Genomic DNA, 25,724 nt, shown 5'->3' with positions numbered 1-25,724 from the left:
TACCCCAGTCCTGCCGTCGAAGTGCGGAACCGGAAGGCCGGCTGGTGCGTCACTTCTACGGTGACCGCGTCTTGACGAGCGAAAAACGTTCGGCGGATCACCGTATTGGTGCGGGGTAACCTGTGCTTCACATTGCTGATCGGTGACCGGAAATGGACCATGACAGAGGACGATGTGCCGTGGCTTGACGAGGCTGAGCAGATGGCGTGGCGTTCGTTCATGGACGGCACCCAACGTCTGTTCGACGCCATCAACGATGCCCTGGTCACCACGTCGGGTCTCACCTTTGCCGACTACCGCATCCTGGTCCTTCTGTCCGAACACGACCACATGCGGATGAGTGACCTGGCAGACGGCGCGCTTGCCACCAAGAGCACCATCTCCCGCCGGGTGGACAGGCTGGTGGAGGCCGGCTTCATCGAGCGGATGGCCAAGGACCAAGACCGGGACCTGCGCAACCGGGAATGCCGCATCACCGACCTTGGTCGCGAGAAATTGCACGAGGCGGCCAAGGGGCATGTGCTCGCGGTGCGCACCTACCTGCTCGACCACCTCGACGACCACGAGCGCGACGCGATGGCCACCACCTTTGCAAAGGTCGATACCTGGCTCCGTGAGAACGAACGACTCCGCGTCAAGTAGGCTCACTGACCGAAGGAAGCGTGGCAGAGCGGCCGAATGCACTCGCCTTGAAAGCGAGCGTGGGTGAAACCACCGGGGGTTCAAATCCCTCCGCTTCCGCTGCACGTCAGGGGCGGTTTCAATAAACCGCCTCTGACACCGAGGTTCCTCCTTTTATCCGGATCACGGCGCTCCACGCCCTTCTGAAGTAACCGCACCCCCGGAAATGGGTCGTTTTGGCGGAGCCCACCTGGGCTTTCGTTCGCCAAAACGACCCATTTCCGGAGGGCGGGCTCGTCACCGCCTCGGTTTACGTGGGCCCTTCCCGGGGGTCTTTCCGGCGGCTTCTCTGGAAGCGCGCTTGGCAGCGGCCTTCTCTTTGGCCGACCGTTTCGGGGCAGGTTCGGATTGACTCCGCGACGACGTCGCCTTACGTCCGCGCACGATGCCGATGAACTCCTCGGCGAGCTCAGATGTCGGTGCCGGCCACAGAAGGCCCACCGATCCGGTTGGCGCGTCGGTCACTGGGCGATAGGCAAGGTCTTTGCGATGGTGCAGCCGGGCCAGCGACTGCGGGACCAGCAAGAGTCCGGTGCCCGCTGCGACGAGTTCGATTGCGTCGCTGGTGGTTTCCGGTCGATGTTCCACGGCGGTTCCCGGCCGTTGCCCGACCACCAGCGGTTCGTCGAGCGGCCACAGGAGTTGTTCGTCCGCCAGATCGTCGATGCCGATCTCATCGACTGCGGTGAAGACGTGGTCTTTCGGCACGACCACGACGGTCGTTTCCTGGTAGAGCTCGATGGTGTGGTGCGGCCCCGGGTCGTGGTGATCCAGGGCATCAGGCAGCCGGGTTATCGCCATCTGTATCCGCCCGTCGCGGATGGCATCGGCGCATGCGGCGACGTCGATCGGGACGAGTTCGAGTCGCACCTGCGGTAGGCGTTCACTCCAGGTCCGTGCCCATTTGCCGGGCGTCACGCCGGGCACGAACGCCAGCTGAAATGAAAAGGCATTACCTGGCGCGGTCACGCCCACAGGCTACCGGCCGATAGTCTCGGTTCATGAGTTCGCAGTCGATGAAGCCGGCCACCGCCGCCAAGAAGTTGGACGTGTACCTGCCGGCGACGCCCGCCGAGTTCCAGGAGGGCGTCATCACCCGTGCCGAACTCGAAGCACTGCAGGCGGACCCGCCGAGTTGGCTGCGTGATCTGCGCATCAAGGGACCCCACCCGAAGAACCTGGTGGCGATGAAACTCGGCGTTTCGAAGGGCGCGCTGGTGCGCCACGAGATCACCGAGGCGCTGACCACCGAGCAGATCAACGAACTCCTGTCCGAGATGCCCGATTGGCTGGAAGCCGAGCGCGCCACGCAGGTCGAGGTTCGCGCCGAAGCGGCCGCACCAAAGTCGATGTCTCCTGCCGACCGGCCACGTTCACGCAAGCGGCGATAGACGCCCGAAATGGGTCCTTTTGGCGGAACCCACCTGGGCTTATGTTGGCCTAAAGGACCCATTTCCGGAGGGGTGGGGTCTAGAAGCTGACTTCCGCTGGGGCGGGTGCCAGGGTGACGACCTGACCGTTCGATGACACTCGACAGCGCCTTGGGCAGAGTGATTGCGGCCCAACGGAACACGCGGGTGCCCTGCATTGCGACGACCATGCGCCCGACCGGGCCGGTCTCCGAGTCTTTCGACTGGAACTCCTCGGCGCGGTCCATGTACTCGGGGATGTCGTAGTTCTCGGAGATCGCATCGCTGTTCTCCCCGTCGCTGCCCCACACGGAGGGGGAGATGCCGTTGTCCTCGCTCGGTCCGACGACCACGGCGCCGGCCCCGTCGCCGAAGATGAAAGCGGTGTTGCATCGTATCCGCTGCCCGGTTTGGTTTTTCGTCACACCAAATCATGCGTGGAATGCTTTGCTTGACGCGTGAAACATGTCTATCGCGGTCAAATCTTTCATGTCGCCGGCTCGGCGAAGGTCACCACGGCTGAAGAAGCGCTGGTCTTCGTCGCCGACGGGGCATTGGTGGTGGACAGCGAGGGCAGCATCGAGTGGTGCGGCGAGTTCGCCGACCTGCCCACCGAGCACGAGCACGCCGCGATCGTCGACTACCGGCCCGGTTTCATCCTGCCGGGGTTCGTCGACACCCACATCCACTTCCCGCAGACCTACGCCGGTGACTCCTACGGCGGCGGGCAACTGCTCGAATGGCTCGAGAGATGCATCTTCCCCTCCGAATCCAAGTTCGGTGACCGCGACTTCGGGCGGGCCGCGGCAGTGGAGTTCACCAATCAGCGGGTGAGGGCGGGTACCACCGCGGCGATGGTGTTCGGCTCGGCGTTCCCTGACGCGCAGGATGCGCTGTTCGAGGAGACGCAGCGCCGTGGATTGCGAATCGTCAGTGGTCGTGGCATCCAGACAAGAGGACCCGACTCGGCCGGACCCCTGATCACCAGCGAGGAGAAGGCCATCGAGTTGACCGCCGCAGAGGTGGACAAGTGGCACGCCGCCGACACCGGAGACGTCGCGACTGCGCTGCTGCATGTGGCACTGGTGCCGAGGTTCTCGCTGTCGGTGACCCCGACGACGATGGCCGCGCTGGGGGAGCTCTACACCGACCTGCGGTCGAAGGGTGTTTACGTCCACACCCACCTCAACGAGAACAACCGTCCCGGCACCGGTGAGGTGGACGCCACCAAGGCCGACTACCAGGTGAACTCGTACCTCGACACCTACGACGGCAAGTTCCTGCCCGGCTCGAAGGTCGGTGGCGAATCGCTGCTCGGACCGCGGACCATCATGGCCCACTCGGTGCACTGTCAAGACGGTGAGCTCGCTCGGATGGCCGAGACCGGCACTTCCATCTCCCATTGCCCGGTGTCCCAGTTGTTCCTGGGGTCGGGCACGATGCCGTGGCTGCGGACAGTGGAATCAGGCGTAAACATCTCACTCGGCACCGACCACGGTGGCGGTGACGAATGGCTGATCTCGCGAGTTGCCAACGACGCCTTCAAGGTTCACATCACCGAGCCCGGTGATGCCGGGGTGTCCATGCATCCGGCCGAGATGTTGTTCGTCGCGACTCTCGGCGGGGCCCGGGCGTTGGACATGGAGAATCGCTTCGGGAACTTCGACACCGGCAAAGAGGCTGATTTCCTGGTGATCGATCCCGAGCGTTGGCCGTCGCTGGCCAACGCCATCGACAACGGCGCCCGCGCCGATGACGAGAAGATGGCACGCGACCAGATGCTGTTTGCCTTGCTGATGCAGCTCCGAGAGCCGGCGATCAGCGCCGTTTACGTCAAGGGCCGCAAGATCGACGACGTCTGACTCCGCTGTTGTGACCGAAAGATCGACTGAGGCAACGGTACTCGTTCCGTTCCACGATGTACCGGATGCCCAGTTCGAGTCGTGGTTCGAGGAACTCGCTGCCCGTATCCAATCGGCGCCCGGTCATCTGCAGACCCTGTCGGCGGAACATGCGCAGCGGGCTGTTGCCCTGACGTTCGACACCGAGGAGTCGTTGCACCGCTGGCTGGATTCGGCAGAGTGGGCCGCCACGTTGAAGATGGCTGCAGAGAACGGTATCCGGCGGGAGTTCAGCGACCTCGTGATCGTCGAAGGCCAGGTGCCTCCCACCGGGGTGGCGTTGTTCCGTCACAAGGTCGATCGAGAAAAAACGTCGACGGGTTCATCGACGCCCAGCGCACCTTGATGGATCTGAACGCCGCCGCACCCGGCTATGAGTTCGCGGTGCTGTTCGGCCCCAGGGAGCTGGCTGACGGTTCCGACGAATGGAGCGCTGTTCTCAAGTTCCGCAACGACGAGTCGCTCGCCGCCTGGGTTGACTCACCCGACCGTGCCGATGCCTTGACTCAGCTGCGGTCGCATCTTTCGGAGGAGTACTCGGCGTCGTTCGAACACAACACCTTTGGATCCATCATGCGGGTCACCGACGGAAAGCCCACCGTCACGCCCGAATGGAAGGTCGCGATGATGGTGCTGTTGGTGCTCTATCCGACCGTGATGACCCTGTCCCGATTTGTCGGACCAGTGCTCGACGGATGGGGCGCCGACCCCTGGCTGTCGATGTGGCTCAGTCAGATCCTGTCGGTGTCGCTGCTGACTTATGCGCTGATGCCGCTGGCCACGTGGGCTTTCGGCTTCTGGCTCGACCCCGCCCGGGGCTCGACGGCGAGAGTGTCTGTGGCCGGTGCAGTTGCCGTGTGTCTGCTCTATGCGCTGACGCTCGCCGTGTTCGCCTCGGTACGATGGCTGCAGTTCTGGGATTACGCCTGAGCTCCCCGTAGCCCGAGGACGTCTTGCCAGCCTTCTTCGGCCCTCCTGCGAATCCGACTATGGGCGGCGGGGCCGACAGTCGGGGTCGATGCGCCATCGCCCGACATCGCACTGGCCGTCGTCGTTGTTCCCCGTGGCCATGACCGAACCGTCGGCTCGTAAACCGAGGGTGTGCGTCGAGCCGGCCGCGACCGCGACGATATCCCGCCACGATCCGACGTCGCATTGTCCACGGGTGTTGTTGCCTGCGGCGCGAACTCGACCTCCTGCGTCGATCCCGACGGTGTGATGACTGCCGGTGCAGACCGCCACGATGTCACGCCATCTGCACGCGTCTGCGATCCCGGCGCTGCGGTCACCGACTGCGAACACCCGTCCATCGGCATCGAGCGCGACGGTGTGCAAATAGCCCGCCGCGACTGCCCTCACCCGGCGCCATCCTGTGACCTCGCACTGAGCTCTACGGTTGTTGCCCACCGCAACCACGGTGCCGTCCGCCCGGACCCCCACCGTGTGCCAATCCCCGGCTGCCACAGCAACCATCTCGCTTCATCCGTCGACATCACAGGCACCCTCGCGGTGACGTCCTCGCGCGCTTGCTGATCCGTCTGCGAAGACAGCCACCGTACGCCGCCAACCAGCAGCAATGTCCGCCACGTTCACCCAGTCGGCGACCTCGCACTGCCCATCGTCGTTCCACCCGGTGGCGACGATGGTACCGTCCGTGCGCAATCCGACAGTGTGCGATCGACCCGTATTGGACGCCGTGTGCACATTCCCAGCCGCGACCGCAGCTACGCCCCGCCAATCGCCCACCCACGTCTCTGGAGCCAGCAGGTCGCTGGCGGCAACCACCGAGCCATCGGCCATCACACCGACCGAATGGCGCCGTCCGGCAGCGATGAACTTGCTCATCAGCAGCACCCTAGTCGGCAACAAAGACCGAAGATCCTGCACTCCACTCGGTCAGATCGGAGCTTTTTCGGTATCGATCGATGCTCTGAGAATTGTTGCCGAACGTCCTCCGGACGGCAGCGGCGATTCGTCGTCGTCTCCTGCGACCAGTTCTGGACTGTGGAGTCGATAGTGCCGGCCGCGGTGCTCGATCCGTGCCTGGCCGGCTTCGAGGACGTTTTGTACCCAGTCCGAGTGGACCCCGTAGTTGAGCACGACCGAGACGGACTGGCCGGATCTGAACACCATCACCGGTGTCTTGAACGTTTGGCCACTCCGGCGGCCGATGTGTTCGATCACGGCCATATGGGGCACGCGTCCGGCCCACAGCCGCACGATGTGGTTGGTGACATGCTTGTTGAACTGCGCCAACGCCCGCATGCCGGACGTGCCGATCGCCGACGCCAACCGGGCTGCGAATCTGGCCAATTCAGCTGCTGCATTCACGTAGGCCCCCCGGATTGATACTCCGCTTTGTTGTGAACACGGTAGGACGATCGCGCGGGGAAGCACATCGGGGAGAACCCTGAACCCCGGCCAGTCGTCCGATTCCGCGGTGCTATTCGTCAGAGTCCGCGGTGGCGAGCGCCTGGGCGAACATGACAAGAATCCCGCTTGGCCCGCGCAGATAGGTGAGCTTGTAGACCCCCTGATAGTCGGCGACGCCGCGGAGCGGGTGGTGGCCGTGCCGTGCTGCGATCGCGAGGGCGTCGTCGATGTCGTCGACGGAGAAGGCGATGCGGTGCATGCCGATCTCGTTGGGCAGCGTGGGCGGCGTATCGATCGCCTCGGGGTGAATGTACTCGAACAGTTCGATCTGTCCGTGTCCGTCCGGAGTCTGTAGAACGGCGATCTTCGCGTGGTTTCCGTCAAGGCCGACAGCGGTGTCGGCCCACTCACCGCTGACCGTGTCGCGGCCGAGGAGCGTGAGGCCGAGATCGGTGAAAAGACTGATCGTGGCCTCGATATCGCGAACGGCGATACCGACGTTCTCCAGTTTGATGGTCATCAGTGGGTCTCCTTCTTGTTGGTTCGGGGGGCTCCCTGAGGTCAGTCCCAACCGGAAGACGGTTCTGATCTCGCGTTCTCGACATCGGCGCTGCCGGAGTCGGCATACGAAACACAACTAATTACGGGTCAGGCCCATCCACGCCGGTGTTCTGCACCGAATTGCATCAAGAGCCAGCGAACATCACATGGATTTTGAGGAGCGTCGTGGAAAACCCCGACATGGAACTCGATCTGACGGCCCGGATGGTCGCCGTGGCGGGCACCCTGCGGTCGAACAGCAACGGCGTCGACACACTTGCGCAGGCCGTCACCAAGACGGCGGTGGACTGCATCCCTGGCACCGAGTGCGCAGGTGTCATCGCGTGCCTGGGCGCGCACGGGGAGCCGGTGGCGGGTAACGGTCTGGCAAGCCAGGCGGACCAGCTGCAGCACGAGCTACGTGAGGGCCCGGCCGTGCGCCCCAAAACCGATCGCTCCACCGTGTGGATCGACGATTTCGACTCAGAGGACCGATGGCCACGGTTTGCCGCGCGCGCCCAAGAGTTGGGGTTCGCCTCGATGGCGAGCTTCCGGCTGTTCTCCGGCAAGGACGATCTGGGGACCCTCAATCTCTACAGTTCGACCAAGAAGGCGTTCGATGAACGCGCTCGGACGCTCGGCGAGGTGTTCGCCGCTCACACCGCCGTTGCGTTCTCGGTACTCCGCGAGCGTGAAAACCTGTCTGTCGCCCTCACCAGCCGCGACCTCATCGGTCAAGCGAAGGGGATGGTGATGGAGCGCTACGGCATCGGCGCCGATGAGGCGTTCGCGCTGTTGGCAAGGCTGTCCCAGGAGTCGAACACCAAGGTTGCCGAGATCGCCAGGCAGGTCGTAGAGGCCGGATCAGATCCGAGCTGACCCGACCGGAGTGCGCCGTCAGCGGCTCCTCGTCGCTGCGGCTCGAGCCGCGTAACCGATGGCGGCCCCCGCGGCGATCCATGGACCACCGACAAGAATCGGATCGATCCACGCGTGGTTCTTGTCCACTCGTTTGGTTCCGGTGCGCGACGCGAGCCCGTTGTGGGTGAACTCGCTCCGGATACCGGTCTGGGTGATCGGATTGTCCGGCCGCATCGTGAGGAACGACGCGAGATGGGCCTCTACGGCGTTGATGCGATCGGCTCCGAGCAGCAGCAGCCAGTGCGCTGCGCGACCTTCGCTGTACCGATAGGCGACCTTGCGGATCACGCCCGACAACCCGGAGGGAGGCGTCGACGTGCCGAAGACAGGTGTGAGAAACCGATGTTCGATGGATCTCTCCCGCGGCCATTTCTCTGGCTGCCGTTCGGGGAAGTCCCAGTGGGCGCCGGTCGCTTCGGGGTCGAACCGTTGCTGTGGGACCGCGGGGCGATCGTTCGGGTCGAGGTCCACGCCCCACCCGGGAATCCTCGCCCGCAGCTCGTCGCTCGACGGGGACGCGGGCCTCTTCGAGGTGTAGGTGGGCACCTGATCGGTCGGTTTCTTCGGGGCTGGTGATGTCATGACTCTCCTCAGGCCGCGTCGGTGACGATGATCGGTTTGATGCACTCGTCCAGCTTCGACGAGAAGATGTGGTAGCCCTCGGCGATGTGCTCGAGCGGGATGCGGTGCGTGACAATGTCGTTCGGCTTGATGTGACCATTTCTGATGTGCTCGAACAGCCGTGGCCATTGCCGTTTGACGGGACACTGGTTCATCTGGAGGGTCAGTCCCTTGTTCATCGCGTCGCCGAACTTGACGGCGCTGAACATCGGTCCGTAAGCACCCATCACCGACACGGTTCCGCCTTTGCGGACCGAATCGATGGCCCAGTTCAACGCAATGGGAGAGCCGCCCTGCAACTTGAACTTCGACGCCGCGACGTGCTGCAGAAAGTTTCCGTCCGCTTCTGCGCCCACCGCATCGATGGCCACATCGGCGCCTAGATAGTCCGTGGACTTCTTCATCTGGACCACGATGTCGTCGTACTCCGCGAAGTTGAGGGTTTCGGCGTGCGCGAAGGTGCGGGCCTTCTCGAGTCGGTACTCGAGGTGATCGATCACGATCACCCGTCCGGCGCCCATGAACCAGGACGAGAGGGCGGCGTAGAGACCCACCGGTCCCGCACCGAAGACGGCCACCGTGTCGCCCTCACGGATGCTGCCCAGCTGTGCGCCGAAGTACCCGGTGGCCAGCGCGTCGGTCAGCAGCAATGCGTCTTCGTCGTCCATCCAGTCGGGGATGATCGCGGGCCCGACGTCGGCGAACGGGACCCGCACGAATTCGGCCTGGCCTCCGTCGTATCCACCGCAGGTGTGGGAGTAGCCGTAGATGCCGCCGACCGCGGTGGCGTTCGGATTGACGTTGTGGCAGTTGGAATACAGTCCGCGCGCACAGAAGTAACAGGAGCCGCAGTAGATGTTGAACGGCACCATCACCCGGTCGCCGGGTGTCAGGTTCTGGACCGACGAGCCCACCGATTCGACGACCCCGATGAACTCGTGTCCGAACGTCATTCCGGGGCGGGTATCGGGCATCATGCCGTGGTACAAGTGCAGATCTGACCCGCAGATCGCAGCACGGGTCACCCGCACGATGGCGTCGTTGGGGTGCTCGATCGGCGGAATGTCCTTTTCTTCCACGCGCACTTTGTAGGGACCTCGATAAACCATTGCCTTCATGCTGCCCTCCGCGCTTTTTGGTCTATTGGGGGTGGGCCTACCCCGCGCGACACGGCACTAAACGGTTGTTCATCTCGCCTGGCGCAATGGACATGCGCCGCACCGTGTTTCGTCGAGAGGGGTGGCGGTGTGTCGCGAGCAGGAAATCGCCAACGATTTCGGTCCAAATGGACGGCCGCAGCGACGATGAAGAGCCTCGGGCAGCGTGTATCGAGGCCGGTGTGAGCTCGGCCGCCCCACGAGTATGGAGCGCTTGGGTAAAGCTCCGGCTTAACTATGAATACAACCTGGTTACGGACGTTTAACTGCACCGGCGCCGGGTATTCGGCCGACACGGGACGGATGCGGGTGCAAGAGGATCGGCCGCGCCGAGACCCGACAGAGGTCGGACGGGCGTTTGCCCAGAGAAACATCTCCATCAATGTGAAGGGTTAGCACAATGAGTACACGGAGTACCCGCACCCCGCGCACAACCAAGCGTTCCCCGGTCCAATTGGCTGCACTCGCGGTCGGCGCGGTGTTCTTGCTGGTGGGAATCCTGGGTTTCATCCCGGGCATCACCACTGATTACGACACCATGTCCTTCGCCAGCCATCATTCCGATGCAAAGCTGCTAGGGATCTTCAACGTTTCAATTCTGCACAACCTGGTGCACGTTGCCTTCGGTGTCGCGGGAATTGTCCTCGCCAGGGCCGCGGCCACCGCGAAGTCCTACTTGATCGTCGGCGGCGTCATCTACCTGGCACTTTGGCTGTACGGACTGGTCATCGACAAGGATTCCGCCGCCAACTTCGTCCCGGTGAACTCGGCAGACGACTGGCTGCACTTCGTCTTGGGCGTCGGTATGGTCGCCCTCGGCGTCTTGCTCGGACGCAACCGGCACACGTCTCGCGTGTGAACAACAAGATTTCGCCACAGGAGTTCAAACGCAGCTCGCGGTAGCGGGGCGCGCGTAGGGCTCCTGTCACACAACAACATTCGGCTTCCCGGCGGCCCGCTTCAGGGCTGTCGGGAAGCCGCTTGTGGTTGCCGGGCTATTGCCATCGGTGCCCGATGTGACACACTGAAGAAGTCGGTTGAAGAGGAGCCGCCCTGCGTGGACCGGTGAATAAGCTCGCCGTAGCGCTTCTAGCCCGACAACTTTTAGGGGTCGATCGTGGCGCACAAAATTTCTAATTCAGATTTCGTTTCCGATAGTGCTGAACTCGCCGGCGGAACACTCACCATCGCGACTGTGTCGCACGGAAGCATCGTTGCCCTCACCGTGTGGGGCAGCATCGATTTGTTGACGGTTCCCCAGCTCACCGAGGCGGTCGATGAAGCAGTCGCCGGACGCCCTGAGGGTCTGATCATCGATCTGACCTACACAGATTTCCTTTCGTCGGTCGGTATGGCCGCGCTGGTCAACGCACACGACGCGGTTCTTCCGTCCGGTGGACGATTCGGTGTTGTCGCCGAGGGTTCGTCCACGGCGCGTCCCATCAAGCTTGTCGGACTCGACCAGACCATCAGTCTGTATGCGACCATTGAGGACGCACTGCAGGCGCTGACCGAGGAGTTGGCCCCGGCCACTCGCCGCGCTTCGGCGTAGCGGGTTCGGGCGCGCGGTGCGCCTGCACGCTCAATGCGTGCGAACCGAGTAGATGGAGCCGTGCGTGGGCAACAATCAGGGCAACGAGATCCACATCGCTATCGCAAATCTCGCCCGTGGTCTGCACAATTCATCGCTGGCAGGAAGCGATGTGGACACCGTCCTGGAGTCGATCACCGCCGGGGCAGTCGATCACGTGGGCGGCACCATGTATGCGGGCATCCTGCTGGTCGAAAAGCGTAAGAAGAAGACGCAGTCGGTCGCGGCCAGCGATCCGGTTGTGGAAAAGCTCGATGCCATCCAGATGGATGTCGGCGAAGGCCCTTGCCTCGAGGCAGCGTGGGAACACACCACCTTCAGGCTCGATGACTTCACCACCGAAAAACGGTTCCCCAAGTTCATCGCCGAGGCATTGGCGCAGACTTCGGTCAAGTCCAGCCTGTCGTTCGAGCTGTACAGCAACGAGCAATCGATGGGTGCCCTCAACCTGTTCTCGGACGAGACCAACGCATTCTCCCTCGCTGCCGAGGAAACCGGCCTGGTGTATGCCACCCACGCCGCTCTCGCGCTGTACCGGGCGAAAGAGAAAGAACACTTCACTAGCGCGCTGGCCAGCCGCGATGTCATCGGTCAGGCCAAGGGCATGATCATGGAGCGGTTCAACATCGACAGCCTCCAGGCGTTCGAGCTGCTCCGCAAACTGTCCCAGGATTCCAACACCCCGATCGCGGACATTGCGCGCCAATTGGTCGACACCGATCACCCCGGCCGGGATACGGATGGCGCAAAAAGCTGACGTTCGCGCCTATGTCTTTTTGATCGGAGACGGCGATTTGCCTGTCGCCTGGAACACCACCCGCTGCCCGATGAGCACCGCGTGGTCCGCGAACCGCTCGTAGTAGCGGCCAAGCAGGGTCACGTCCACTGCGCAAGGCACGCCGTGTTGCCAGTTGCGGTCGAGCAGCACGGTGAAGAGATGCTCGTGCAGCGCATCCATCGCGTCGTCGTCATCGCGTAGCCGCATCGCGTCTTCGGGGTTCTGGCTCTTGAGCGCCTCACTGGCATTGTTCGCCAGGTTGACGGCCAGACGCCCCATCTCGGCGAAGTATCCATGGACGTCTTCGGGCACAGCCTTGTCCGGATGGCGGCGGCGGGCGACCTTGGCGACGTGCAGCGCAAGAGCGCCCATTCGGTCGACGTCGGCCACGATCTGGAACGTCGAGACGATCGCGCGCAGATCGCCGGCAACTGGTGCCTGCAGCGCCAGCAGTGCGAAAGCGCGCTCCTCGGCATCAGCAGACATCCGGACTATCTGCTCGTGGTCGGTGATGACCTCCTCGGCGACGGCGAGATCGGCGCGCAGGAGTGCATGCGTCGATCTCTCCATGGCCTCACCGGCCAAGTCGCACATCTGGCCGAGCAGCTCGTGCAACGCGCTCAGCTGAGCGAGGTATACGCCCCTCATCAGCCGCAGCGATTCGTGTTCATGACGCCTCTACTCGCGATGTGTCTCGGCCCGGTCTCCCCTGGTGAGGAGTGGTAGGTGTTCGATGCGGCCGGCAGCACCGGCCAGTGCTCCACTCACAGTACGCAGCCGTGCCGACGTCGATCCGTGGGTTCGCAGAGATGCGCGGTCGAGTTGGTCACGACCGCGGTCGAGGATGGTCAAGGGGAGGGCCGCGAGCACGTTTCCAGGCGGGCGTCGGGCGACCACCGGGTGGGGGCGGGTGGGCGCGGTTCGGCGGACGACCTCCCATTGGATGCCGATCTGCCGCAACTGCTTCGGTGACACCTTGTCTTGTAGTTTCGGCAACAACACGTCTTCCTCGTCGCGCACATCCTCCCGGAGCACTGCCGCGATGCGGTCGAACAGTTCGCGGTGTTCAGGGGCGTCGGGGTCGAGCTTTTCCAACTCGGTGAACAGCTCGTTGATCTCCTGATGCTCACGTTCGATCTGGAGGGTGAGCGCCTCCCCGTCGGGAAGTTCGGCGCGGACGATGGGCCACAGCACCGCTTCCTCCGCGAAGGCGTGGGGGAACACCAACTGGCAGAGGCTGTTGATGAGGTCCTGACGTTGCACTCCGGCCGACTCGTCGATGGCGTGCAGCAGCCGGTCGAGTTCGACGTGGTCGCGTTTCTGGCGTACCAGGACACTCCGGGACCCGCCCAATTGGGACTCGGTCTGGTCGGCAATGGATCTGGTCATGGTCGCTCCTGGTCGGACATGGATTGTTCGACCGGTGAGTACCCAGGGAACGTGCTCTCAATCAGTGAGACGGAACCGACCCAGAATCGCTACTTCGCAGCGTAATCGACCAATCGGTGGTGTCATCGTTCGCCGGAACGTATGGTCGCCATAGTCCGCGGGTAGCGGACGGCAACGTGGCAGCCACACCTGACGTCGAGCCCACGGCGAGGGTGTCCTATGAGGCCCGTGATCGGGCCGGCCGAGGGGTCTGAAAAGTGCCGAGAACTGTTCGAAGTAACCCCACACCGACGACACTGCCGCACCGGTGCGGAGGCAGTAATGGCTGAGCGCGGTGCAACACCCAATGTGCCCACGCTGCGCAGGCGAGCCCTGCGCGCGATAAGTCATCTCTTCAGTCCGTTGGAACCCGACGACTACCTGGAGATGATCAATCCGCTGTGGACCACGAAGGAACTTCGTGGCCGAGTGGAGGAGGTGCGTCCGGAAGGGGCCGAGGCCGCGACCGTATGGATTCGTCCGGGCTACGACTGGCCGGGTCACCTGCCGGGACAGTATGTCCGGCTGGGGCTCGTCATCGATGGCGTGTTCTATTGGCGCGCTTACTCTTTGACGTCGGACCCGGAGCCGCGTGACGGTTTGATCGGGGTGACACCAAAGCTGGTGGAGAACGGCGTCGTCTCGCCCTACCTGGTCCAGAAGATCAAGCCGGGCGAGATCGTTCGGTTGGGCGAGATCGAGGGAGTGTTCACCCTCCCCGAGCCGTTGCCCGAGAAGATGCTGTTCATCAGTGCCGGCAGCGGCATCACGCCGATCATGAGCATGCTGCGCAGCCTCGATCACCGCGATGAGGTGCGCGACGTGGTGGTGCTCCACTCCACCCGCACCGAAGAGCAGTGCATGTTCTTCAAAGACCTTGAAGACTTGGACGAGCGGCATGAGGGGCTGCGCCTGATCATCCGGCGAACCGGGGAGGAAGGCCGGATCAAGCCGGAGGACATGGATGATCTCGTCCCGGACTGGCGTGAGCGGGAAACGCTGTGTTCGGGGCCGGGCGAATTGCTGGACGCACTGGTCGAGCACTGGGACCGCCACGATGCGTCCGACAAGATCCATCTCGAGCGCTTCCAGCCGATCATCGGTGGAGCAGCGGGCGAAGGTGAGGGCGGCAACGTCACCTTCACCAAGAGTAAAAAGGAAGTCGAGTGTTCTCCGGGAACACCGATTTTGACTGCAGGCGAAGAAGCCGGACTGGAACTGAAGTTCGGATGCCGCATCGGAATCTGTCACACCTGTACGGGCACCCTGCGGTCCGGTCAGATCAGGGATCTGCGGACCGGGGATGTCAGCGAACCGATCAACTCGTCGGTGCGTATCTGCGTGAACACCGCCGAGGGCGACGTCGAAATCGAACTGTAGAACTTTTAGGAGTCACCAATGACCATCAACGCCGAACGAATCCGTCCGATCACTCCGGACCCAGAGAACCCGCTGGCGCATCTGAGTGACGAGACCATCGAACAGCTGGGCAAAGAGTTCGATGCGATCCATGACGAGGTCTACGGCGACCTCGGTGATCGCGACCGCGCCTACATCAAGAACGTCATCGCCACCCAGCGTCAGCTGGCCGTCGCCGGCCGTGTGCTGCTGCTCGGGTCGCGGTCGAAGGTGTCCTGGGTGGCAGGCACCGCGTGCCTCGGGATGGCCAAGATCCTGGAGAACATGGAGATCGGCCACAACGTGATGCACGGCCAGTGGGACTGGATGAACGATCCGGACATCCACTCGTCGGTGTGGGACTGGGATACCGCATCCACCGGAGAATCCTGGCGTCACTCGCACAACTACATCCACCACACGTTCACCAACATTCGCGGCAAAGACAAAGATCTCGGCTACGAGATCATGCGGATCGACCCGCACCAGCGCTGGAACCCCGTCTACCTTGCCCAGCCGTTCTACAACTTCCTGCTCACCGCGTTCTTCGAATGGGGTGTGGCACTGCATGATCTGGATCTGGAGGCGATCCGCAAGCGGGAGAAGTCGATGTCGGAGCTGTGGCACGACATCAAGGGCATCGGTGTGAAGGCTCGCCGCCAGGTGATCAAGGACTACATCGGCTGGCCGGCCATCAGCGCCGGTGCGTTTGCGCTCACCCAGATCGCGTCCGGTGGGCGGATCGAGCAGCCGAAGACGTCGCGCCTCGCGCGCAGGCTGCGTCGCGTCCAGGGCGGAAAGGGTGCGGTGGGCAACGTTGCCAACGTGATGGACAAGGCCCTCCCGGGCGTCGAGCAGACCTTCATCGCGACGTTCGCGGCGGACTTCACGGCGAACATCATCCGCAACGTGTGGGCCCACGCCATCATCTTCTGCGGCCACTTCCCGGACCAGACGTACACGTTCAGTCAGAAGGAAACCGAGAACGAGACCCGCGGTGGTTGGTACGTCCGGCAGCTGCTCGGCGCGGCCAACATCGAGGGCAGCCCACTGTTCCACGTGATCAGTGGAAACCTCGGCTACCAGGTGGAACACCACCTCTACCCGGATATGCCGAGCACTCGTTACTCAGAGGTGGCACCCAAGGTCAAGGACATCTGCGAACGGTACGGATTGCCCTACAACACAGGGCCTTTCGGGCAGCAGTGGTTCCAGGTGCACCGCACGATCTTCCGTCTCGCACTGCCGGGCGGAAAACCGCGTCCCAAGCCGGGCCCGTTCCAGCGGCCGCCGCACAGCGGATCCGGACAGGACCCCCGGCCGAGCGAAGCGGCTCGTTTCCGTAGTCGCGTACCGGCCTCACACCCCAACGCCGGACCGGAGCACGAATCCGGGGGCGTCCAGGTGTCGCCGCCGCCGCGCGACTGAGCGTCGGATCTGAACTACCCACCACCGGTGCATGAGCCGAAGAGGCTCGTGCACCGGTGGTGTGCTCGGTAGGCTCGTTTTCATGGCACTCGATGATGCGACCACCGCCCTGCTCGCCGAGTTGGCCAAGGCCGGCGGACCGCCCATCGCCGAACTGAGTCCGGCCCAGGCGCGATCGGTCAGCACAGCGCTCGGAGACCTCAGCGGAGCCGGCCCACAGCTACATACGGTGCGCGACGACACGATTGCGGCCGACGACGGCTACGACATCCCCGTGCGCGTCTACAGCGCCTCCGACAGCACTCGCGGCGTCATCGTCTTCTTTCATGGCGGTGGTTGGGTGATCGGTTCGGTGGACCAGTACGACGCCCTCTCGCGCCGGCTGGCTCAGGCCACCAATTGTGTTGTGGTGACGCCCGATTACCGCCTCGCACCCGAACATCGTTTTCCGTACGCGGTGCGCGACGCCTGGGACGCGACGATGTGGGCGTCGGCGAGCTGGCCGGACGAGCCGCTCATCGTTGCCGGCGACAGCGCCGGCGGAAACCTGGCCGCAGTGGTCGCACAGCGGGCAGTGGCCGAATCGGGTCCGCCACTGGCCCTGCAGATCCTGGTCTACCCCGTCACCGGACACGATGTGAACACCGTGAGTTACCTCGACCCTGCAAATCAGTTGCTGCTGGGCCGCGACACCATGATCTGGTTCTGGGACCACTACGCCCCAGACCCGGCCGCCCGGCTCAGCCCGGAAGCTTCTCCGCTGGAGGGAGACCCGGCCGGCACTCCGCCCGCACTGGTGTTGCTGGCCGAACACGATGTCCTCAGGGACGAGGGCGAGGCCTACGCGTCGTCGATGGCCGACCGGGGAGTACCGGTGCAGTTGACGATCTTCGAGGGACAGATGCACGGGTTCTTTCAGCTGATCAACGTGCTCCCCGGCGCCGAGCAGGCGGTGCAGGCGATCGTAAACCATTTGGACACGGTGCTGGGAGTCTGACACCACTCGCCGGCGTGCAGCTCGCGGCCGGGTGACCTAGCATTGCCGCTGCAGCGGTTCACGTCCACAACTGACTTGATGTCGACACGTGTCCCGCGAGGAGATAGACATGTCAGAATCCGATTTTGTTGTCCCCCTTGTAGATATCTCGCCCTACGTGCGGCGCGGAACCGATGAGGAACGCGCAGAGGTCGCCCGGAAGATCGACAAGGCCTGCCGAGAGGTCGGCTTCATCCAAATCCTTGGTCACGGAATCCCACCCGAGATCACCGACGCGTTCACCGCCGCCATGGACCAGTTCTTCGCGCTCCCACTCGATACGAAGAAGGCCTACCGCACACCGCCGCGCATCAATCGTGGGTATGCGCCGCCCAAGACCGAATCGTTGTCATTGAGTCTGGGGGTCGAAGCGGCCAACCGGATGAACGATTTCTTCGAGGCGTTCAACGTGGGCGTCGCGGCAGCGCAGTACCCCGATCACGATCTGCCGGCCGACGACTATGCCGACAACCTGTGGCCATCTGAGGCCCCGGAGTTCAAAGCGGGCGTCGAACCCTATTTCGCCGAGGCCGCCAGAGTGGCCCGCACGCTGACACGGGTGTTCGCCGACGCACTCGATCTCGAACCCGATTTCTTCGAACGGTTCACCGACCATTCGCTGGATGTGTTGCGTATGAACAACTATGCGCTGCCGCCCGGCGAAGTGGAGCTCGACGGCGAGCTGACCGGGATGGGGGAGCACACCGACTACGGCATCGTGACCGTGTTGTGGGCGGACCAGGTCAAAGGGCTGCAGGTGCTTGCGCACGACGGCACGTGGCACGACGTGTCGCCTGCGGATGGAGCGTTGCTGGTCAACCTCGGCGATCTGATGGCCCGGTGGACCAACGAGCGCTGGATGTCGACGCTGCACCGGGTCAAGCCGCCGATCGTCGACGGCACGATCGAGCGGCGCCGTTCGGCTGCCTATTTCCACGACGGCAACATCGACGCCACGATCAGCACGTTGCCTTCGTGTGTGGGTGCCGGGAGTCGCTATTCGCCGGTGACCGTTGCCGATCACATCGCAGGCAAACTGGCGGGGTCGCGTGCCGGGGTGGCCAACGCTGCTGCGGGACGCGAAGCTGCCCGGCTCCGTTCGACCCGCGTCCGCTGACCGGAGTCTGGATCAGAGCCAGTCGCGTTTCTTGAACAGGATGTACAGCGCCAGAACGGCTACGACGATCACCACGGTGCTGGAGATGAAGCCGCTGTAGTGGTCGAACCCGGGGTAGGGGATGTTCTGTCCGTAGAAGCCGGTGACGGCGGTGGGCACCGCGATGATCGCAGCCCATCCGGTGAGCTTTTTCATCACGGTGTTCAGCCGCGCGTCCTGGAGCGACAGGTTGGTCTCGAAAAGCGTTGTCACCATGTCCCGCAACGATTCCGTCCACTCCGTGACGCGCAGGACGTGGTCATAGAGGTCCGAGAAATTGGGATCGAGTTCGCTGGGTGCATTGTTGTCCAGCCGGCTGCGCTGGATCATCGCGACCACTTCGCGCATCGGCATCACCACTCGGCGCAGCGCGACCAGATCCTTGCGGAGCTGATACGTCTGCTGTTGAAGCTCTCGACTGTTGTATTTGTCGTCGAAGAGCAGGGTTTCGAGGTCTTCTATGCCGTCGTCGAGTCGCTGCACGGCGTCGAAGTGCCCGTCCACCACCACGTCGAGCAGCCCGTGGATGAGCGCGCCGATGCCGTATTGCTGGCCCCCCATCTCTTCCCAGCGGGTGGTCACCTCGGACATGTCGAAATGGTCGGACAGCCGGACGGTGATGAGCACGTTGTCTTTGATGAACAGCGAGATGCGGTCGCTGTGTAGAGCTGCACCCTTGCCGGATGTGGGGTTCGGGTCAACGTGCACGGCGTAGACGGTGATGAAGCGGTGCGTGGGATAAACGGTTGCCTTCACGCGTTCTGCGTCGCCCAGTGCATCCTCCACGGCCCAGGTGTTGAGATCGAGTTCGGCGGCCAGCTTGCTCAATGCCTCATGTGTGGGATCCACGAGGTCTACCCAGACGAGTCTGCTGGCGTCGCCGAGGCAGTCGGACACCATCTCGAGGGCAAAATCCCGTTGTAGCTCGCCGTGTATCCAGACCCGGCCACTCACGTTCTCCGTCACGGACCCATCGTGCCAGCCGCGCCTGCCGGTCGCGTCGCAAAGGGTGCGGGCAACTGCAGTTAGATTCTAGTTAATAGAACTGCTTTCCGGAGAAAATATCCAAATGATCTCGCTGTCTATTGCTTTGGGCTCTGTCGGCGCCGGCGGCCTTACCGTCGGATTCGGCATGACAAAATGGCCTGAACACTCGCCGAAAAGTCCACATATGTCCCGGTTGTTGGGTGTGAAGTCGGCCACGAAACCGGCTGCGCAGGACACGAGAGCGCTGGTCAGTACCCTGAAAGATCCGGAATACCGTTCGCATCTGTACGTAGTTCGTCACCGAGGGGCTGCAAGATGGGTTCAACAATGAATGGTGGTACATAATGATATTCAATTACCGGTGGTCATCTTTAGCGAACCGTACTTCGTCTCAAAGTTTGTTTGACAACCTGTCTGAATAAGCGTTCACTCGAATCAAGCGGCCGGTGTCACAAGAGTTTCGCCAGAGTGGAACCACTTGACACGGCCAGGCAAATCGGGGCGCGGGGTCCGTTGTTCGCCGGGTGGACGTGAGTGGTGCCTGACCGAAGTTCGGCAGTCATTGATCTCTGAGACCCAGGATTGGGCTGAGCCAAGTGCGTATGAACCCGCAATACAGACCTGCAATCGTCCGCAAATCTCCCCTGAAGAAGGTGTTGCTGGCCGCGACGTCGGTTGTTGCCATGTCGCTTGCTGCCATCACTTTCACCGCCACGTCAGCGACGGCTGCCGCGGTGGCACCACCGTTGGGCACTGCCGAGGGGTTCGCCGTACTGGCCTACTCCGGGATCACCAACACCAACACCACCACCATCACAGCCGGCGACATCGGAACCACCACGTCGACCATCACCGGCGTCGGTCCTGGCGCAGACCAGATCGTTCCCCCGCCGGTCATCCGCAGTGTGCCCGATTCCGAACTCGCGCGTGGGTCGGCGAACGCCGCGTACAACAACATGGCCAGCCAGAGCGGGACCACCCTCGGGGGTGTCGAACTGGGCGGGCGAACACTGTTCGGCGACACGTACGACACTGGCGGTGTGCTGGGGCTCACCGGCACCCTCACCCTCGATGGGCAGGGTCGGAACGATGGGGTGTGGATTTTCCAGAGCACCTCTGCGCTCACCACGGCCGCGAACAGCAGCGTGGTTCTGACCAATGGTGCTCAGGCGTGCAACGTCTTCTGGCAAATCCCCTCTGCGGCAACGATTGGCACGGGCACGGACTTTGTCGGGACGATCATCACGAACAGCGAAGCCATCACCGTCGGCCAGGGCGCCACGATCGACGGTCGTCTCATCTCGCTCAACGCTGCCGTGACCCTGAACAACAACACAATCTTCAATTCGGGGTGTGAGGACGAGCCGACGGAAACCACCACGACGACAACGACCACAACGCCGGACACCACGACCACCACGCCGGACACCACGACCACCACGACCACCACGACTGAAGACACGACCACCACCGAGGACACCACCACAACAACGGATACGACCACCACAACTGAAGAGACGACCACCACTGAAGACACCACCACATCTACGACAACGTTGCTGCCGAACGAAAACACCTCGACCACAACGACATTGCCGACGCTAACGCTGCCGTCGATCCCCGGGCTGCCGGCTCTGCCCAACATCCCGGGTCTACCGAACATCCCGGGCCTGCCCGGAGCGCCGGGCGGACCAGGACAGCCGGGAGCACCGGGTGGACCCGGGACACCGGGACAGCCAGGAGCGCCGGGCTACAACCAGCCGGCACCGGAGTCAGGGGAGTACACCACACCCCAGGCGCCGTCACCGGGTCGTCAGGTTCCCAACGTGCCGCGTGGTTCGGTCAACACCGGCGACGGAAGCAGCGCAAGCGCCCTGAGTGTTCAGTGGCTCCAACAATTCGGCCGCGCAACGGCATCCAGTGTCCAGGTTCCCTGATGATTCCGTCGGACGCGTCGACCGGAAACGGCGGTAGACGCACAACACCTCGCCTGCCGGCGGTGCTCGCAGCTCTGTTGCTGGCGATCACATTGGTGGCCACGGGATGTGCCGGTCAATCGTCGCCTGGCAGCGTCGACGTACCGACGAGGGACGCCGTCGTCAATCCTGCGGTCAACGCCGCCGGGCTGACCAAGTCGATTCCCACCCGGATCGAGGTTCCTTCGATCGGCGTCGACTCGTCGTTGATGGGGCTCGGACTCGATGCGCAAGGGGCGATGCAGGTTCCGGCAGAAGGTTTCCCGGCCGGCTGGTACACCGGTGCGCCGACACCGGGGGAGACGGGCCCGGCAGTCATTGCCGGACACGTGGATTGGGCAGGCGCTCCAGGCGTCTTCTTCGAGCTCACCAACCTCGAGCCCGGTGCCGCGATCTCCGTGACCCGTGAAGATGGCAGCATCGCTCGATTCGAGGTCACCGAGGTGACGACGTTCCCGAAGGACGAGTTCCCGACGGACCTCGTCTACGGCACGCTCGACTACGCGGGTCTTCGCCTCATCACCTGTGGCGGCGCGTTCGACGAGAGCGCGAGCAGCTACCAGGACAATGTTGTCGCATTCGCGAAGCTGGTCGGAACGGGCTGACCGAACACCCGATCGTTGGGGCGCGGGACACCTGACGGTGTTCCGCGCCTTTCGCGGTCGCTGGTCAGTGTTCGGTGCTGAATCCAGCTCGCAGTGAGTGTCTTTCTCGAGCGAGCTCGACCAGCCTGTCGATCAACGAGCTGTAGTCGAGCCCGGTGGCCTCCCACAGTTTCGGGTACATCGAGTGGGGTGTGAAACCGGGAATCGTGTTGGCCTCGTTCAGCAACCAGCCGCGGCCGCCCTCTTCGAAGAAGAAGTCCACCCGGGCCATCCCTGAGCATCGCAGCGCACGGAACGATCGCACAGCCAACTCCCGAACGCGTTCGGCCTCGTCCTCCGGCAGCTCGGCCGGAATCATCAATGCCGCAGCGCCATTGATGTACTTGTCTTCGTAGTCGTAGAACTCGGCGCCCGGCCGCACCTCACCCGGTACCGACGTCTCGGGCTCGTTGTTGCCCAGCACGGCCACTTCGATCTCGCGCCCGACAACACCTTCTTCGATCACCACGACTTCGTCGTAGCGCAGTGCCAGCTCCACCGCCACGATGAGTTCGGCCTCGTCGTGGGCTTTCGAGATACCCACGGAGGAACCCAGATTCGCGGGTTTGACGAACATCGGGAAGCCGAGTTCGGCGACGGCTCGATCCACCAGCGTGCTGTGGTCCGACGCGCCCACCCGGTACTCGATCCACCGGCACTGAGGAATTCCGGCCTGCGCGGCAACGATTTTCGCCAACGCTTTGTCCATGCAGACAGCCGACCCGAGAACGCCTGCCCCTACGTAAGGGATCCCGGCGAGCTCCAACATTCCCTGAACGGTTCCGTCTTCGCCGTGGGGGCCGTGCAGCAACGGCAACACGACAACGGGTAACCCGTCCGGTGACGCGAGCAGCTCTGACAGCGGATCGACTTCGGTACCGGCGGGCTCGAGGGCGTCGGGCAGTGAGACGTCGGGGTCGGACAGGGCCGCGATGGCCTTGTCGTTGCGGAACCACGTGCCGTCTTTGGTGATGCCGACCGGCACCAGGTCGTACTTGGACCGATCGGCCGCGGCGAGAACGTGCGCTGCGGTCACGCAGGACACATCGTGCTCGGCGGAGACACCGCCGAACAACACGACCAGGCGCAGGCGATCGGAAAGTACGGGCGAAGACATGGCAGACACAATACGGGCCGAAAGAGGTGTCAGACGACGCCCAGGTGCGGGATGGGTCGTCTCGACACCCACGTTGCCGGTAGCGTCGACGCGTGCGATTCAAGGCGAGTGATGTGGCAGCGGCGACCGGTGGACGTCTGATCGGACCCGACACGACCATCGACGGTGCGAGCATCGATTCCCGCAGCGTGCTCCCCGACCAGCTGTTTGTGCCGATCGTCGCCGAGCGCGACGGCCACGACTTCATCGGCAAGGCGCGCGAGGCCGGGGTCACCACCTATCTGACCAGCCGGGAGGCCGAAGGTAGCGGCACGGCCATCGTGGTGCGCGACACCGCATTGGCCCTCGCCGACCTCGGACGTGCCGCGCGTGGGCGGTTGGCCGGGCCCGTCGTGGGCGTCACCGGCTCGGTCGGCAAGACGTCCACCAAGGACCTACTGGCGTCGGTGCTGGCCACGTCGTACGTCACCGCCGCGAACGAGCGTTCCTTCAACAACGAACTCGGCTTGCCGTTGACCTTGCTGGGCGCACGCGACGACACCGAGGCCGTGGTCGTGGAGATGGGTGCACGTGGCGTCGGGCACATCGCGCTGCTGTGCGACATCGCGCGGCCCACGGTCGGGATCGTGACCAGGGTCGAAGGTGTGCACCTCGAACTCTTCGGCGACATCGAGTCGGTGGCACGGGCGAAGGGCGAATTGATCGAAGCGCTGCCCGACGACGGTTTGGCCGTACTCAACAACGACCACCCGCTGGTTGTGGCCATGGCTGACCGCACGTCGGCGACCGTATTGCGTTACGGGTTCACCCCCGACGCCGACGTCTACGCCGACAACATCTCGCTGGACGACGAACTGCGTGGCAGTTTCACCCTGCACAGCCCGTGGGGAAGTGCGGCCGTCACCCTTGGTGCCCGCGGGGAACATCAGATCTCCAACGCGCTTGCGGCGGTGGCCGCTGCCGGCGGCATCGGCGTCCCGGTGGACAGGATCGCCGCAGGATTGGGACAGGCCGCGATCTCCGGTCTGCGTATGGAACTCACCCGCACCGAGGGTGGCGTGCTCATCCTCAACGACGCCTACAACGCCAACCCGACATCGATGGCCGCAGCGCTGGACTCCCTGGCGACTCTGGCCGCCTCGCGTCGTGTCGCGGTACTCGGCGTGATGGCCGAACTCGGTGAGTCGGCGCCGGCAGAACATCTGGCCATCACCGAGCGCGCCCGAGCGCTCGGCGTGGAGGTGATCGCCGTCGATGCACCCGATTACGGTCCGGACGCCCAGCATGTTCCGACCGTGGAACAGGCTGCGGCAGCACTGTCGGATCTCGCCTCGGGCGACGCGGTGCTCGTCAAGGGCAGTCGCGTGGCCGCACTGGAACGGGTGGCCGCGGCTTTGACCGCCGGCTGAGTTAGCCGCCCACCATGACCGACGCTCCGGCAGCAAGGGCAACACCCGTCGGTCGAGTCGACTCACTCACCGGGATCCGTTCTCTGGCAGCACTATTGGTGTGCGCCACCCATGCGGCGTTCTGGACGGGCAAGTACACCGACAACGTCGAGGGGTGGTTCTTCGCGCGCCTCGAGGTGGGTGTCGCGATCTTCTTTGTGCTGTCGGGCTACCTGCTCTTCACCCCGTGGGTCACCTCGCTACGACAGTCTGGAACGGCGCCGGACGTCGGCCGGTATTTCTGGCACCGGGCCCGTCGCATCCTTCCGGCGTACTGGCTCACCGTGCTCGGCGTTTACCTCGTCTTCGTCTGGAAAGAGGACAACTCCACCCTCGGTCACGGAGCCGAGGGCCTGGTCCGCAACCTGACCCTCACGCAGACCTACGGCTTCGGCTTCCTCCATTCCGGCCTCACGCACATGTGGAGCCTGGCCACCGAAATTGTCTTCTATCTGTTGCTGCCCGTATTCGGGTGGGTGATCTCCCGGTTGTGCGGCGGGCGGTGGCGTCCAGGCGTGATGATCGCCGCGGTGATCGTGCTCATGCTGGTGTCGCCGGCCTGGGCGGTGGCCACTCATCACATCACCGGGCTCGACGTCACGGCGCGGCTGTGGGCGCCCGCGTTCCTGATCTGGTTCGCCGGGGGGATGCTGCTGGCAATCCTGGGTCAGCTGATGCGTAATTGGCATCCGCTGCTGTCGGTACTGGTGGCGGTACTCGCGTTCCAGCTCGCGTGCACATCTATCGCGGGGGAGCCGACGATCACCCCGAACTCGCTGTCGGCGACCATCGTGAAGTCGGTGCTGTACCTCATCATCGCGGTCGGACTGATTGCGCCGCTGGCCATCGGCGCACGTGACCACTGGTGGAGCCGGGTGATGTCGCGGCCGGCGGTGGTGTGGTTCGGCGAGATCTCCTACGAGTTCTTCCTCGTCCATCTCATCGTGCTCGAACTGGTGATGGACATGCTCGGCTATCCGATCTTCTCTGGATCTGTGGTCGGGGTGTTCATCGTCACTGTGGTGCTGGCCACCCCCGTGGCCTGGGCGTTGCACCAGGTCACCGCCCCTTTGTGGCACAAGCGGAAGTCGGCGGTCGTGAGCGTCCGGTAATACTGGTTGAAAGCGCTTCACC

At 63.6% G+C, this 25,724-nt stretch carries 28 protein-coding genes, 1 tRNA gene and 1 pseudogene; 18 read left to right on the top strand and 12 right to left on the bottom strand.

The window, feature by feature from the left end:
- Positions 1-159: 159 nt before the first annotated feature.
- Positions 160-642: a MarR family winged helix-turn-helix transcriptional regulator gene (locus W823_RS34190; RefSeq protein ID WP_031331291.1), complete on the top strand. Its 483-nt coding sequence runs from the start codon at positions 160-162 to the stop codon at positions 640-642.
- Between the two features lie 14 nt (positions 643-656).
- Positions 657-741: transfer RNA gene (locus W823_RS34185), tRNA-Ser, on the top strand.
- Positions 742-918: 177 nt separating this feature from the next.
- Here W823_RS34185 and W823_RS34180 read toward each other — a convergent pair.
- Positions 919-1,656 carry a LysR family transcriptional regulator substrate-binding protein gene (locus tag W823_RS34180; RefSeq protein ID WP_023954792.1) on the bottom strand — a complete coding sequence of 246 codons (738 nt, stop codon included), beginning with the start codon at positions 1,654-1,656 and terminating at the stop codon, positions 919-921.
- Positions 1,657-1,697: 41 nt separating this feature from the next.
- Here W823_RS34180 and W823_RS34175 point away from each other — a divergent pair, with 41 nt between their 5' ends.
- Positions 1,698-2,072 carry a DUF5997 family protein gene (locus tag W823_RS34175; RefSeq protein WP_031331290.1) on the top strand — a complete coding sequence of 125 codons (375 nt, stop codon included), beginning with the start codon at positions 1,698-1,700 and terminating at the stop codon, positions 2,070-2,072.
- 119 nt (positions 2,073-2,191) lie between these two features.
- On the opposite strand, the pseudogene W823_RS57035 reads toward W823_RS34175, so the two are convergent.
- Positions 2,192-2,479, bottom strand: a pseudogene (locus W823_RS57035) (3-oxoacyl-ACP synthase); the annotation flags it as partial.
- Positions 2,480-2,548: 69 nt separating this feature from the next.
- Between W823_RS57035 and W823_RS34170 the strand changes: the two are divergent.
- From W823_RS34170 to W823_RS56250, 3 genes are read left to right on the top strand one after another with little or no spacing between them, the layout of a single operon-like run.
- The gene (locus W823_RS34170; RefSeq protein WP_023954786.1) at positions 2,549-3,952 is read left to right on the top strand and encodes a guanine deaminase; all 1,404 of its coding nucleotides are present in this window, start codon (positions 2,549-2,551) and stop codon (positions 3,950-3,952) included.
- Positions 3,953-3,962: 10 nt separating this feature from the next.
- Complete coding sequence (locus W823_RS56255) at positions 3,963-4,337, top strand: DUF1330 domain-containing protein (RefSeq protein ID WP_051406336.1); 375 nt, start codon at positions 3,963-3,965, stop codon at positions 4,335-4,337.
- Positions 4,337-4,921 (top strand): hypothetical protein, encoded by a 585-nt coding sequence (locus W823_RS56250; protein ID WP_051406335.1) that lies wholly within the window; start codon positions 4,337-4,339, stop codon positions 4,919-4,921. Before W823_RS56255 ends, W823_RS56250 begins: the two co-directional genes overlap by 1 nt.
- 57 nt (positions 4,922-4,978) lie before the next feature.
- Here the strand turns inward: W823_RS56250 and W823_RS58615 are convergent, their stop codons facing one another.
- From W823_RS58615 to W823_RS34150, 4 genes are all read right to left on the bottom strand, one after another.
- The gene (locus W823_RS58615; RefSeq protein ID WP_235189376.1) at positions 4,979-5,464 is read right to left on the bottom strand and encodes a hypothetical protein; all 486 of its coding nucleotides are present in this window, start codon (positions 5,462-5,464) and stop codon (positions 4,979-4,981) included.
- Positions 5,465-5,470: 6 nt separating this feature from the next.
- The gene (locus W823_RS58610; protein WP_235189374.1) at positions 5,471-5,836 is read right to left on the bottom strand and encodes a hypothetical protein; all 366 of its coding nucleotides are present in this window, start codon (positions 5,834-5,836) and stop codon (positions 5,471-5,473) included.
- A 51-nt stretch (positions 5,837-5,887) separates the two neighbouring features.
- Positions 5,888-6,322 carry a nitroreductase family deazaflavin-dependent oxidoreductase gene (locus W823_RS34155; protein ID WP_023954784.1) on the bottom strand — a complete coding sequence of 145 codons (435 nt, stop codon included), beginning with the start codon at positions 6,320-6,322 and terminating at the stop codon, positions 5,888-5,890.
- 112 nt (positions 6,323-6,434) lie between these two features.
- Positions 6,435-6,884, bottom strand: coding sequence for a VOC family protein (locus W823_RS34150; protein WP_023954782.1), 450 nt, complete (start codon positions 6,882-6,884; stop codon positions 6,435-6,437).
- A gap of 206 nt (positions 6,885-7,090) precedes the next feature.
- Here W823_RS34150 and W823_RS34145 point away from each other — a divergent pair, with 206 nt between their 5' ends.
- The gene (locus W823_RS34145; protein ID WP_023954780.1) at positions 7,091-7,783 is read left to right on the top strand and encodes a GAF and ANTAR domain-containing protein; all 693 of its coding nucleotides are present in this window, start codon (positions 7,091-7,093) and stop codon (positions 7,781-7,783) included.
- An 18-nt stretch (positions 7,784-7,801) separates the two neighbouring features.
- Here the strand turns inward: W823_RS34145 and W823_RS34140 are convergent, their stop codons facing one another.
- The gene (locus tag W823_RS34140) at positions 7,802-8,407 is read right to left on the bottom strand and encodes a hypothetical protein (protein WP_023954778.1); all 606 of its coding nucleotides are present in this window, start codon (positions 8,405-8,407) and stop codon (positions 7,802-7,804) included.
- Between the two features lie 8 nt (positions 8,408-8,415).
- On the bottom strand, positions 8,416-9,564 hold the full coding sequence (locus tag W823_RS34135; RefSeq protein ID WP_023954776.1) for a zinc-dependent alcohol dehydrogenase: 1,149 nt from the start codon (positions 9,562-9,564) through the stop codon (positions 8,416-8,418).
- Between the two features lie 439 nt (positions 9,565-10,003).
- Here W823_RS34135 and W823_RS34130 point away from each other — a divergent pair, with 439 nt between their 5' ends.
- From W823_RS34130 to W823_RS34120, 3 genes are all read left to right on the top strand, one after another.
- Positions 10,004-10,462: a DUF4383 domain-containing protein gene (locus W823_RS34130; RefSeq protein ID WP_023954774.1), complete on the top strand. Its 459-nt coding sequence runs from the start codon at positions 10,004-10,006 to the stop codon at positions 10,460-10,462.
- A 258-nt stretch (positions 10,463-10,720) separates the two neighbouring features.
- Positions 10,721-11,155 (top strand): STAS domain-containing protein, encoded by a 435-nt coding sequence (locus W823_RS34125; RefSeq protein WP_023954772.1) that lies wholly within the window; start codon positions 10,721-10,723, stop codon positions 11,153-11,155.
- A 64-nt stretch (positions 11,156-11,219) separates the two neighbouring features.
- The gene (locus W823_RS34120) at positions 11,220-11,951 is read left to right on the top strand and encodes a GAF and ANTAR domain-containing protein (RefSeq protein WP_023954770.1); all 732 of its coding nucleotides are present in this window, start codon (positions 11,220-11,222) and stop codon (positions 11,949-11,951) included.
- Positions 11,952-11,960: 9 nt separating this feature from the next.
- On the opposite strand, the gene phoU is transcribed toward W823_RS34120, so the two are convergent.
- Together phoU and W823_RS0127745 are read right to left on the bottom strand one after the other, a co-directional pair.
- Complete coding sequence (gene phoU, locus W823_RS0127750; protein WP_031331283.1) at positions 11,961-12,620, bottom strand: phosphate signaling complex protein PhoU; 660 nt, start codon at positions 12,618-12,620, stop codon at positions 11,961-11,963.
- A gap of 30 nt (positions 12,621-12,650) precedes the next feature.
- Positions 12,651-13,361 carry a hemerythrin domain-containing protein gene (locus W823_RS0127745; RefSeq protein ID WP_031331282.1) on the bottom strand — a complete coding sequence of 237 codons (711 nt, stop codon included), beginning with the start codon at positions 13,359-13,361 and terminating at the stop codon, positions 12,651-12,653.
- Between the two features lie 321 nt (positions 13,362-13,682).
- Here W823_RS0127745 and W823_RS34115 point away from each other — a divergent pair, with 321 nt between their 5' ends.
- The 4 genes from W823_RS34115 to W823_RS34100 all read left to right on the top strand — a co-directional run bounded on the left by W823_RS34115 (position 13,683) and on the right by W823_RS34100 (position 18,379).
- On the top strand, positions 13,683-14,780 hold the full coding sequence (locus W823_RS34115) for a ferredoxin reductase (RefSeq protein ID WP_031331280.1): 1,098 nt from the start codon (positions 13,683-13,685) through the stop codon (positions 14,778-14,780).
- Positions 14,781-14,798: 18 nt separating this feature from the next.
- Positions 14,799-16,226 (top strand): acyl-CoA desaturase, encoded by a 1,428-nt coding sequence (locus tag W823_RS34110; RefSeq protein ID WP_023954766.1) that lies wholly within the window; start codon positions 14,799-14,801, stop codon positions 16,224-16,226.
- A gap of 82 nt (positions 16,227-16,308) precedes the next feature.
- Positions 16,309-17,223, top strand: a complete 915-nt coding sequence (locus W823_RS34105; protein ID WP_023954764.1) for an alpha/beta hydrolase — start codon at positions 16,309-16,311, stop codon at positions 17,221-17,223.
- 109 nt (positions 17,224-17,332) lie between these two features.
- Entirely contained in the window at positions 17,333-18,379 is a 1,047-nt protein-coding gene (locus W823_RS34100) for an isopenicillin N synthase family oxygenase (protein WP_023954762.1), read from the top strand.
- A gap of 12 nt (positions 18,380-18,391) precedes the next feature.
- Here the strand turns inward: W823_RS34100 and W823_RS34095 are convergent, their stop codons facing one another.
- Complete coding sequence (locus W823_RS34095; RefSeq protein ID WP_023954760.1) at positions 18,392-19,384, bottom strand: magnesium transporter CorA family protein; 993 nt, start codon at positions 19,382-19,384, stop codon at positions 18,392-18,394.
- Positions 19,385-20,007: 623 nt separating this feature from the next.
- Here W823_RS34095 and W823_RS58320 point away from each other — a divergent pair.
- Entirely contained in the window at positions 20,008-21,342 is a 1,335-nt protein-coding gene (locus W823_RS58320; protein ID WP_023954758.1) for an ice-binding family protein, read from the top strand.
- The gene (locus tag W823_RS34085) at positions 21,342-21,986 is read left to right on the top strand and encodes a class F sortase (protein WP_023954756.1); all 645 of its coding nucleotides are present in this window, start codon (positions 21,342-21,344) and stop codon (positions 21,984-21,986) included. Before W823_RS58320 ends, W823_RS34085 begins: the two co-directional genes overlap by 1 nt.
- 64 nt (positions 21,987-22,050) lie before the next feature.
- Here W823_RS34085 and W823_RS34080 read toward each other — a convergent pair whose 3' ends face one another.
- Complete coding sequence (locus W823_RS34080; protein ID WP_023954754.1) at positions 22,051-23,142, bottom strand: D-alanine--D-alanine ligase family protein; 1,092 nt, start codon at positions 23,140-23,142, stop codon at positions 22,051-22,053.
- A 92-nt stretch (positions 23,143-23,234) separates the two neighbouring features.
- Here W823_RS34080 and murF point away from each other — a divergent pair, with 92 nt between their 5' ends.
- Entirely contained in the window at positions 23,235-24,551 is a 1,317-nt protein-coding gene (gene murF / locus W823_RS34075) for a UDP-N-acetylmuramoyl-tripeptide--D-alanyl-D-alanine ligase (protein WP_023954752.1), read from the top strand.
- A 14-nt stretch (positions 24,552-24,565) separates the two neighbouring features.
- Positions 24,566-25,702: an acyltransferase gene (locus W823_RS34070; RefSeq protein ID WP_023954750.1), complete on the top strand. Its 1,137-nt coding sequence runs from the start codon at positions 24,566-24,568 to the stop codon at positions 25,700-25,702.
- The last annotated feature ends 22 nt before the right edge of the window (positions 25,703-25,724 follow it).

This window comes from Williamsia sp. D3 (genome assembly GCF_000506245.1).
Taxonomy (GTDB): domain Bacteria; phylum Actinomycetota; class Actinomycetes; order Mycobacteriales; family Mycobacteriaceae; genus Williamsia; species Williamsia muralis.
The sequence above is the reverse complement of the archived record's forward strand: the minus strand, read 5'-3'. Positions and strand labels throughout refer to the sequence as shown.